Source organism: Phenylobacterium sp., assembly GCF_046291545.1.
Lineage (GTDB): Bacteria > Pseudomonadota > Alphaproteobacteria > Caulobacterales > Caulobacteraceae > Phenylobacterium.
Map to the genome: position 1 here is coordinate 40,849 of NZ_JBKBSM010000014.1, position 9,606 is coordinate 50,454.

At 71.4% G+C, this 9,606-nt stretch carries 11 protein-coding genes; 3 read left to right on the forward strand and 8 right to left on the reverse strand.

All coding sequences use genetic code 11. The annotated features are described in order from the left end of the window. Positions 1-28: 28 nt before the first annotated feature. Entirely contained in the window at positions 29-838 is an 810-nt protein-coding gene (locus ACK4YQ_RS18065; RefSeq protein ID WP_409613304.1) for an enoyl-CoA hydratase/isomerase family protein, read from the forward strand. 3 nt (positions 839-841) lie between these two features. Here ACK4YQ_RS18065 and ACK4YQ_RS18070 read toward each other — a convergent pair whose 3' ends face one another. From ACK4YQ_RS18070 to folE, 4 genes are all read right to left on the reverse strand, one after another. Beyond that, positions 842-2,011 carry a pyridoxal phosphate-dependent aminotransferase gene (locus ACK4YQ_RS18070; protein ID WP_409613305.1) on the reverse strand — a complete coding sequence of 390 codons (1,170 nt, stop codon included), beginning with the start codon at positions 2,009-2,011 and terminating at the stop codon, positions 842-844. A 134-nt stretch (positions 2,012-2,145) separates the two neighbouring features. Beyond that, complete coding sequence (locus ACK4YQ_RS18075; protein ID WP_409613307.1) at positions 2,146-3,063, reverse strand: mechanosensitive ion channel family protein; 918 nt, start codon at positions 3,061-3,063, stop codon at positions 2,146-2,148. Positions 3,064-3,065: 2 nt separating this feature from the next. After that, the gene (locus ACK4YQ_RS18080) at positions 3,066-3,506 is read right to left on the reverse strand and encodes an OsmC family protein (protein WP_409613309.1); all 441 of its coding nucleotides are present in this window, start codon (positions 3,504-3,506) and stop codon (positions 3,066-3,068) included. A gap of 22 nt (positions 3,507-3,528) precedes the next feature. After that, positions 3,529-4,101 (reverse strand): GTP cyclohydrolase I FolE, encoded by a 573-nt coding sequence (folE, locus tag ACK4YQ_RS18085; protein ID WP_409613310.1) that lies wholly within the window; start codon positions 4,099-4,101, stop codon positions 3,529-3,531. 192 nt (positions 4,102-4,293) lie between these two features. On the opposite strand from folE, the gene ACK4YQ_RS18090 reads away from it, so the two are divergent. Continuing rightward, positions 4,294-4,785, forward strand: coding sequence for a Spy/CpxP family protein refolding chaperone (locus ACK4YQ_RS18090; RefSeq protein WP_409613312.1), 492 nt, complete (start codon positions 4,294-4,296; stop codon positions 4,783-4,785). Positions 4,786-4,874: 89 nt separating this feature from the next. Beyond that, on the forward strand, positions 4,875-5,456 hold the full coding sequence (locus ACK4YQ_RS18095) for a hypothetical protein (protein WP_409613313.1): 582 nt from the start codon (positions 4,875-4,877) through the stop codon (positions 5,454-5,456). A 151-nt stretch (positions 5,457-5,607) separates the two neighbouring features. Here the strand turns inward: ACK4YQ_RS18095 and ACK4YQ_RS18100 are convergent, their stop codons facing one another. From ACK4YQ_RS18100 to ACK4YQ_RS18115, 4 genes are all read right to left on the reverse strand, one after another. Next, positions 5,608-8,001, reverse strand: coding sequence for a TonB-dependent receptor (locus ACK4YQ_RS18100; protein ID WP_409613315.1), 2,394 nt, complete (start codon positions 7,999-8,001; stop codon positions 5,608-5,610). Positions 8,002-8,198: 197 nt separating this feature from the next. Beyond that, a complete protein-coding gene (locus tag ACK4YQ_RS18105) occupies positions 8,199-9,011 on the reverse strand; it encodes a DUF1295 domain-containing protein (RefSeq protein WP_409613317.1) in 813 nt (270 codons plus the stop codon). A 94-nt stretch (positions 9,012-9,105) separates the two neighbouring features. Then, entirely contained in the window at positions 9,106-9,486 is a 381-nt protein-coding gene (locus ACK4YQ_RS18110; protein WP_409613319.1) for a MerR family transcriptional regulator, read from the reverse strand. After that, the coding region (locus ACK4YQ_RS18115) for an acetyl-CoA carboxylase biotin carboxyl carrier protein subunit (protein ID WP_409613325.1) at positions 9,486-9,606 on the reverse strand (121 nt) is incomplete at its 5' end. The genes ACK4YQ_RS18110 and ACK4YQ_RS18115, both read right to left, overlap by 1 nt.

Genomic DNA, 9,606 nt, shown 5'->3' on the forward strand with positions numbered 1-9,606 from the left:
TGTCAGCATGGCCGTGGGAGGACCACGCATGAGCCAGACCGCCGAAGCCGCGGCCGACGTCGTCTACGCCTTCGATGGGCGCGTGGCGACCATCACCCTGAACCGGCCCCACCGCCGCAACGCCCTGAACTACAAGGCCTACGACGAGTTGGAGGCGGCCTTCCGGCAGGCCAGCCGCGACCCGGAGGTCCGCTGCGTGGTGGTCACCGGCGCCGACCCCGCCTTCTGCTCGGGCGACGACGTCGGCGAGATCATGGCCGGACCCAAGGCCGTCTCCCGCGCCGACGAGGCGCCGATCGTACGCCATTCGGCGACCCCGGCGGCGATGGCGGCGCTGGAGTGCGAAAAGCCGGTGATCGCGGCGGTGAACGGCGCGGCGGTGGGCTGGGGGATGGAGCTGGCTCTGTTCGCCGACATCCGCATCGCCTCGGAGAAGGCCCGCTTCGCCGAACTCTTCATCAAGCGCGGCCTCGTATGCGACGTCGGCGGCTTCTACCGCCTGCCCGCCATCGTCGGCCCGGCCAAGGCGGCCGAACTCCTGTTCACCGGCGATGTGATCGACGCCGCCGAGGCCCTGCGCATCGGCCTCGTCACCGAGGTCGTCCCGCACGGGGAAGTGCTCGCCCGCGCCCACGCTCTGGCCGCCCGCATCGCCGCCAACCCGCCGCTCGCCCTGCGTTTCATGAAGGAGGGGCTGAACCGCTCGGCCTACGGCGACCCGCGCGAGATCGGCGCCTGGGCGATCGAGACCATCCGCAAGCTGATGCGCACCGAGGACCACAAGGAGGGCGTCGCCAGCTTCCTGGAAAAGCGCGAGCCGGTGTTCAGGGGCCGCTGAGGCTCAGGCGCCCTTCAGGCCCAGCTTCACCACGGCGGCGTTGAAGGCCGCCATCTCCTCCATGGAGCCGACCGTCACGCGCGAGCGGTTCGGCCACACCGGCCAGGAGCGCCCGATGGCCACCCCCTCGGCGGCGAAGGCCTTCTGCACCTCCTTGGCCGGCGCGCCCCAGTCGACCATGAACATGTTGGCGTGGCTGGGCAGGTAGGGGATCGACCGCTCGTCCAGCAGGGCGAAGCTGGAGGCGCGGGCCGCCTGCATCTGCGCGCGCCGCGCCTTGATCAGGTCGGCCTGCAGCAGGCTCGTGGTCGCCGCCGCCAGCGAGGGATTGGGCAGGGCGTAGGTCGCCATCATCCCGTCGTAGCGCAGCAGCCGCGCGCCGAACGCCGGCTTGGCGATCGTCAGGCCCATGCGCATCCCGGCCATGCCGAACAGCTTGGAGAACGTGCGCAGGACGATCACGTCCTTGCCCTGGGCCGCCAGATAGGCTGCGCTCGGCGCCTCGGAGAAGTGGATGTAGGCCTCGTCCACCAGCACGATCGAGCCGGCCGGCTTGTTCGCGACCAGCCACTCGATGTCCGCCAGGCTGGTGAGCGTGCCGGTCGGGTTGTTCGGCGTGCAGACGTAATAGACCCCCGCGTTCGGGTCGGCGGCCAGCATCGCGCGCACGTCGTGGGCGTGGTCGGCGGTGAGCGGGACCTTGGAGACCTTCACCTTCAGCCAGGCGGCGACGCTGCCGGCCAGTTCGAAGGTCGGGTCGGCGATCACCAGCCCGCGCTCGGGCGAGCAGAACGAGACGATCACCCGGGCCAATGGATCGCTCGATCCCGGCCAGGGCATGACGTGGTCGGCCGGAACGGTCTCGACCTGGGCGACGGCCTTGAGGAACGCGTCCCGCTCGGACCCGGTGTAGCGGTTGCCGGTCGCGATGGCGGCGGCGGCGTCCCTGACCGCCGGCTCGAAGGGGCCGGTCCAGCACTCGTTGGCGTCGATGCGCACCTTGGCCGCGCCCTGGGCGCTGGCGGGCCGCACCGTGGCGGCCAGCGCCGGCGCGGCCGCCAGCAGGCCGGCGATGCGCGCCAGGCTTCGTCGCGACCAGCCGCGTCCCGTCAGGTCGGCTTCGGCCTCCCGCGACAGGCGGCGGTCGGTGGGAACGATGTCATCCAGGCTCATGGGCCCCTCCCGGCTTTGTAGGCAGCCTAGGCCCGATGCGCGCGCGGGGTAAGCGGCGAGCGCGCCGTCGCCCGAACCGCGCCAGGACCGCGCCCGCCCAGCCGCCCCAGGAGGCGCCGGCGCCTCCGCCGCGGTCAGGTCTCCGGCGCGGGGCCGCGCAGGCGGCGGCGGCGCGGCGGCCGGTCGAGCGGCCCCGTCACGGTGGGCGGCTCCGGCGGGGGCGGCAGGCTGGCCCCCAGGCTCAGGGCGCGGGCGGCCAGCATCAGGTCGGCCTTCACCGCCGGGAAATCGGCCTGCACCGCCCAGGCTCGCACCGCCACCTGCACATAGGTCTCGCTGATCGCCACGATCTCGACGATCGGCTCGGGGCTGCGCAGCACCCGCGGATTGGCCAGGGCGCGCGCCTTCAGCCCCTCCAGCACCGCCCCCACGTCCGCATCGACGTCCAGGCGCACCACCACGTCGGCCCGGCGCTGGGGGTGGAAGCTGTTGTTGACGATGACGTCGCCGAACACCTTGCCGTTGGGCAGCACCACCTTGACGTTGTCGAAGGTGGCCAGCTCGGTCACGAACAGGTCCAGCGCCCGCACCACGCCCGTCCGGCCGGCGATCTCGACCACGTCGCCCACGCGATAGGGCCGGAACAGCAGCAGCATCACCCCGGCGGCGACGTTGCTCAGCGCTCCCTGCAGGGCCAGGCCGATCGCCAGGGACGCCGCGCCCAGCACCGCCAGGATCGAGGTCGCCTGCACCCCCACCTGCTGCAGCACCGCGATCAGCCCGACGACGATCACGCCGTAGCGCGCAAGCGAGCCGCCGAAGGTCTGCAGGGTCACGTCCGGCGGACCCAGCCGGTTCACCCGCCCCAGCACCCGGCGCACCAGCCGGTCGGCCCAGCGCGAGGCCCAGAAGGTGACCGCCAGGATGACGGCGGCCACCACCAGGTTCACCGCCAGGTCCCCGGCCGCGGCTGCGAACCGGTGCAGCAGGGTCTCGTCCGCCCCCAGCGCCCGGCGCAGCTGCGAACTCAGCTCGGGATCCAGCGTCTGCATGGTCAGGAGGTGCCCTCGCCCACCCCTTCGCCGGCCTCGGACAGGGTCGATCGGATCTCCACCCCCTTCGCCAGGGTGCGGCTCACCGGGCACTTCTCGGCGATCGCGAACAGGCGCTGGCGCTCCTCCTCGGACAGGTCGCCGTCCAGCCGGATCTCCCGGGTGAAGACGTCCTGCGCCGCTCCCTCCGCGAGGCGCTCGGCGTGGTGGGCGACCACCTCCACGTGCTCCAGCGGCCAGCCCTTGTGGCGGGCGTAGAGGCGGATCGTCATGGAGGTGCAGGCGGCCAGGCCCGCCAGCAGGAGCTCGTAGGGATCGAACCCCTCGCCGAGGCCGCCGACGTCCTCGGGCTCGTCGGCCCGGATGTGGAGGTGGCGGGCGCGGACGTCCTGGCCGAACGGGCCAAGGCCGTTCTCGGCCACGGTTACGGTGCGCTGATGCATGGTCATGTCCTGTCGAAAGGGCCTAGGCGCGGCGCACCAGGGCCAGGAATTCCTCGCGGGTTCGCGGGTCGTCGCGGATGACGCCGAGCAGGCGGCTGGTGGTGAGCACCGACCCCGGCGTGTTCACCCCGCGCAGGGTCATGCAGCTGTGCTCGGCCTCGATCACCACGCCCACGCCCAGGGGGTCGAGGATGTCCTGGATCGCCTGGGCGATTTCGGCCGTCAGCTTCTCCTGGATCTGCAGGCGCCGGGCGAAGCCGTGGACCACGCGGGCGAGCTTGGAGATCCCGACCACCCGGTCCCGCGGCAGATAGGCCACGTGCGCCTTGCCGACGACCGGCAGCATGTGGTGCTCGCAGAAGGAGACCACGCGGATGTCGGACAGCACCACCAGCTCGTCATAGCCGGCCACCTCCTCGAAGGTCCGGCTCAGATAGTCCCGCGGGTCTTCGCCGTAGCCGCCGAACAGTTCGCGATAGGAGCGCGCCACCCGGGCCGGCGTGTCGAGCAGCCCCTCCCGCTCCGGGTCGTCGCCCGCCCACTCGATCAGCACGCGCACGGCCGCTTCGGCTTCGGACTGGGTGGGCTTGGCCATGGGCGGGCTCCTCGAACGTGTCGGTCACAGCGATATAGCGCGGGTTGCGCACGCGCCCACGCCCTTGCTGCAACATGGTTGTCAGGTCCGACGCCGGCGCGCCAGCTTCGCCACGCCTGCGCAAGGCTCAGTCCTATTTCGGTCCGCTCTCGGCGCTAGTCCGAAGCGGCCGGGGGGCGGACGGGACAGACCATGACAAAGCCCTCGACCCTGCGCACGCCGCTCTTCGCCTTCCTCGCCGCAGCCGCGCTTGCGGCGCCGGCCGCCGCCCAGCAGGCGTCCCAGGATGCGATGCTGCAGGCGCGCCCCTATGCGGTCACCGCCGACCAGGCCCAGCAGATCGTCGCCGAACGCCTGATGCAGGCCAGCCTCGCCAGCGACCTGAAGGACCTTCACGCCCGCCTCGACCTCGACCCCGCCCAGGAACGGCGCTGGCGGGCGTTCGTCGACGCCAGCTTCGCCCCGCTCCAGGCGCCTTCCGCCCTGCTCACCCTCGCCGCCGACGCCGGGCCGCTGGAGCGGGCCGAGGCCAAGAGCGAGGCCTTCCACGACGCCTGGCGGCGCCAGCGCCGCGCCGTCGGGGCCATGAAGGCGCTCTATGGCAGCCTGTCGGCCGAGCAGCGCAGGGTCCTGGACGCGGGCCTCGACAGCCTCTCCTCCACCGTGATCGTGCCCGTGGGATGACGGCGGCGCCCGCGGAACAATTCAACGAAGACACCCTTACGTTACAGGCCGGCCATCAGCAGGTCGCCTTTGCACGCCAGAATAGGTCCATGAGCGCTCCCTCCCCCACGCTGTCCGGACTCGCCGTGGCCGCCCTGCTCGCGGCCTTCGCCCCCGGCCCGGCCGCGGCGGACGAGACCGTCGCCACCGCGCAGACCCAGGATCCCGACGCCGCCATGGCGCAGATCCGGCAATGGATCGCCGCCTCCGAGCCGGTCGAGCTGGAGGAGCCCGACGCCGACGGCGTCATCCTGCGCGACGAGGCCCCGCGCCAGATTCACGGCGAGGCCGGCGTGGCCGTCGGCACGGGCGGCTACCGTAGCGCCTATGTCGCCGGCGTGATCCCGCTCAGCCGCAACGCCACCCTGGGCCTGGCCGTCAGCGAGACGAAGTCCGACGGGCCCGGCTGGTATCCCGCGCCCTACTACGGCGCCGGCGCCCGGCGGTCCTACGCGATGAGCCTTGCGCTCGGCGACGCTGCGGCGGGCTCAGGCGCCTGCAGCCCCTACGGCCACGCCGCCGCCGCCTTCGGCCCGACGCCCTCGTTCGGCTGGAGCGATCCGGGCGCCCAGGCCCTGGCGCGCACCTCCTGCCGCACGGCGCTTGAACAGGACACGGACTGGCGCGACTGAGCGCCGACGGGACGGGGGCGCCTCCCACCAGCCCGGGAGGCGGCTCTCGATCATCTGCGACGCACCTTCCCCGTCGCGATGATGTTGAAAGGGGGCGACGGCGCGTCCGTCGCCCCCTCTTTTTGTCTCCCGGCCTGCCGGGCCGCGGGTCTCAGTACTTGATGCGCAGCGTCGCCCCGTAGGTGCGCGGCGCCGCCGGGAACGCGGCGATGCTGCCGCTCTGGTAGGTCGCGTCGTAGGCCACCTGGTAGTAGCGCTCGTCGGTCAGGTTCTGACCCCACACCTCGAAGCTCCAGCGCTCGCTCTGCGGACCGACGGCGACGCGCCCGTTCCAGAGCGTCAGCGCCTCCTGCACCTTCAGCGGATTGAGGTCCGAGCCGGTGTTGTAGCTGGAGGTGTACTTGGCCGACAGGCTGGCCCGGCCCACCAGTTCGGCGGTGATCGGGCGCTCGTAGGACGCCGCCAGCGAGCCCGACCATAGGGGCGCGAACGACAGCCGCGTGCCCGGCAGCGCCGAGTCCGCCCCCAGCACCGAGGCGCTGTCCTCGCTGTACTGGGTCTCGGCGTAGGTCACGCCGCCCTGCAGGCTCAGGCCCTTCATCGGCAGGAACACGAAGTCGGCGTCCACCCCGCGCGAGACCACCTCGGGCACCGAGGTGACCGTGAAGGTCAGGCCGTTGTAGGCGTTCAGCTGGAAGTCGGTGAACGACTGGTAGAAGACCGTGCCGTTCAGCAGCAGCCGGCGGTCGAACAGCGTCGACTTCACGCCCAGCTCGTAGGAATCGGCGAACTCCGGATCGAAGCCGGTGTCGGTGATCGGCTGCAGCGAGGTCGAGCTGGTGCGCGAGAAGGAATAGGCCAGCCGATCCAGGTTGAAGCCCCCGGCCTTGTAGCCCCGCGCATAGGAGACATAGGCCATCACCTGCGGATTGAACCGGTAGGCGGCCTTCAGCGTGCCGGTCAGCGCCTGCTCGCTGTTGGTCTGGTGCGTGGTCAGGTCCGTGAAATAGGGGTTCTGGAACGTCTGGCAGGCGGCCGAGACGACGGCGGCCGGCGCCGAGGCGTTGGCCGCGATGGCGGCGCAGCCGGCCCCGCCGTCGGTGTTGTCGTAGTGGGCGTCCAGGCCCTTGGTGTTCCAGGTGTAGCGCAGGCCCGCGGTCAGCTCGAGCTTGGGGGTGATCCGCCAGGACTCGTTGGTGAAGACGGCGAAGCTCTGCTCCTCCTGCTCGTAGAGGTCCTTCTGGCCCTGGCCGGTGGCGAAGGCGTCGCCGGCGCTGAGGCCCGACAGGCCGGCGAGGTAGGTGGAGCTGGCCCCGCTGGTGAGCAGCCGGCTCAGGTACGTCTCGAAGTCCTCGCCGTAGCGCGTGCCCGTCCGCGAGGTCAGGCTCTGGTGGCTGAAGAAGGCGCCGACCAGCCAGTCCAGGCTCTCTCCGCCCCCGGCCAGCCGCAGCTCCTGGGAGAAGTCTTCGAATTGCGCGCCCGACCAGCCGATGTCCGACCAGATGATGTCGGCGGTGGAGACGTCGGAATCGGCCGCGCCCTTGGAGCGGTAGGTGCGGAAGGCGGTGATCGAGGTCAGCTTGGCCGGCCCCAGGTCCCAGTTCACCTCCGCCGAGACCCCGCCGTCGTCGATGCGCTTGCGCGTGTCGCGGTTCAGGTAGGCGGTGTAGTCCTCGAAGGCCGCCGGGCTCGCCACCGAGCCGGGGAACAGGGCGGCGATCAGGTCGGTGCGGGCGCCGTTGACCACCTGCAGCGAGGCGCAGCAGCGCTCGTCGCGGTGCGTGTAGTCGATGCTGAACGCGACATCGAGGTCGCTGATCGGCGTCCACAGGAGCTGGCCGCGGGCGGTGAAGTAGTTCTGGTCGAAGTCGGTGTCGTAGTCCCGCGGGCCGTCGCCGGTGACCACGTCGACATAGCCGTCGCGCTCGCGACGGGCGACGAACAGGCGTCCGGCGAGCTGGTCCTCCACGATGGGGCCGGTGACCGAGGCCGACAGGCCGTAGCCGTTGAGGTTGCTGAGGGTCAGCTCGCCCTCGGCGCCGAAGGTGAAGGAGGGCCGTTTGGTGACCACGTTGATCACACCGGCCGTGGCGTTCTTGCCGAACAGGGTGCCTTGCGGCCCCTTCAGCACCTCGATCCGCTCCAGTTCGCCCAGGTCGCCGAAGCCGACCCCGTTGCGCGGCCGGTAGACCCCGTCGATCACCACGCCCACCGAGGACTCCAGGCCGAGGTTGTCGCCCACGGTGCCGACGCCGCGGATGCGCGCCGTGGTCGAGGTGGTGCTGGAGGTGGAGGTGACGGTCATGCCCGGCGTCAGCACCGTCAGGTCCTTGATGTCGCGCACCCCGGCCTCGCGCAGGGTGCGCGCGCCGACGGCGGTGACCACGATCGGCACGTCCTGCAGGCTCTGCTCGCGCTTCTGGGCGGTGACGACGATCTCGTCGACGGTGGCCGCCTCGCCTCCGCCCGCGGCCTGCGCGTGCGCGGACGTGGCGATGATGACGGCGCCGAGCGCGACGCCGCCGGTCAGATAGGTCCTGGGCAATGGAGACTCCCCTCTTTGCTTTTGGTCGCCGAAGTGGCGGCGCAGGAGAGCAAACCGGAGACGCGGCCAAAGCAGGGCCGTTCATGTATCCGCATGACGGTCCAGAAGTGTCGGTGAAATCTTCATCTTGCGCCGCTCGGCGGCGTTTCCGTCTATGACTTGGCGCCTTCGTCCGGCGCCCAAAGACGGCGGCTCCGTTACATGGACGCTTCGCGCTTCGGTGGCCACGGGATGAAGCCCGAGGTGGTCCGAAGGTAGCGGGCGTACTCGGGCCGGGTCTGGCGCAGGCGCTCTTCCAGCATCGGCGCGCCGCTCCAGCGGGTCAGCGTCCAGGTCAGAAGGATCGGCCCGGGCAGCGCCCACACCCCCAGGGGCGTCTCGGCGGCGATCAGGAAGAGGCCCCACCACACGCAGGCGTCGCCGAAATAGTTGGGATGGCGGGTGTACTTCCAAAGGCCGGTGTCGAGCACCTTGCCCCTGTTGGCCGGGTCGGCGCGGAAGCGGGCGAGCTGCGCGTCGCCGATCGTCTCGAAGGCCACGCCGAACAGGGCCAGGGCCGCGCCCGTCCAGGCCAGGGGCCCGAGGGCGGCGCCCGCATCGAGTTGGCCGAGCTGCACCGGCAGGCAGACGATCAGCAGCAGCGGCGCCTGCAGGGCGAACACCAGCAGCAGCGAGGCGGTGGGAAAGCTCCAGCCCCACCGGTCCTTGGCGTCCTTGATCAGGCTCTCGTAGCGGCTGTCCGGCCCATGGGCGCGCCAGCGCAGCAAGAGGTGGCCGCCGAGCCTCGCCGCCCACAGGGCGCACAGGCCCAGGAGCAGCAGCCGCCGCGGGGTCGCCTCGCCCACCTGGACGAAGGTGGCCAGGGCCATGGCCCCCATGCCGAAGGCCCAGACGCTGTCGACGAAGGTCACGTCCCTCAGCGCAAGGGCCAGGAGCCACAGCGCAAGGAAGCCGGCCGCCAGCAGCGCGGCGTTGACGGCCAGGATCGAGGCGGCGGCGGAAAGGTCCATGGCGCGCGTTTCCTGCAAGGCGGACGACCTTAGGCCATACGAGGCCGGGGCCGTCCTGGACGCAGGGCCGCGCGGACGGACCGCGCGCGCGGCGCTAGGCGGCGGCCTTGGGCGCGGTCTGCGCCAGGATCGCCATCACCGCCTCGACCTCGTTCTTCTCCTGCTCGATCGCGGCCAGGCGGGTGTTGAGCTTCTCCATCGCCCGGGCGACGTGGTCGGAGCCTTCGGCGCGGTCCTGCAGCGTCAGAATCTCCTCGATGTCGTCCAGCGCCAGGCCGGCGCGGCGGAACTGGGCGATCACCTGCAGGCGGGTGCGTGCGCGCCGGTCGTAGCGGCGGCGGTTCAGCCGGTCGCGGCGGGCCTCCACCAGGCCCCGCTCCTCGTAGAAGCGGATGGCCCGGGCCGAGAGGCCGAAGAGCTGGCCAAGCTCGGTGATCGTGGCCAGGCCGGTGGTGGTTTCGTTGAGAGCTAGCATCACACGAACTCCATGAGGATGTCGTCAGCGGCGACGGAGTCGCCGGGTTTGGGACCGACGGACTTGATGGTTCCGTCGTGTTCGGCGCGGATGATGTTCTGCATTTTCATGGCCTCGATG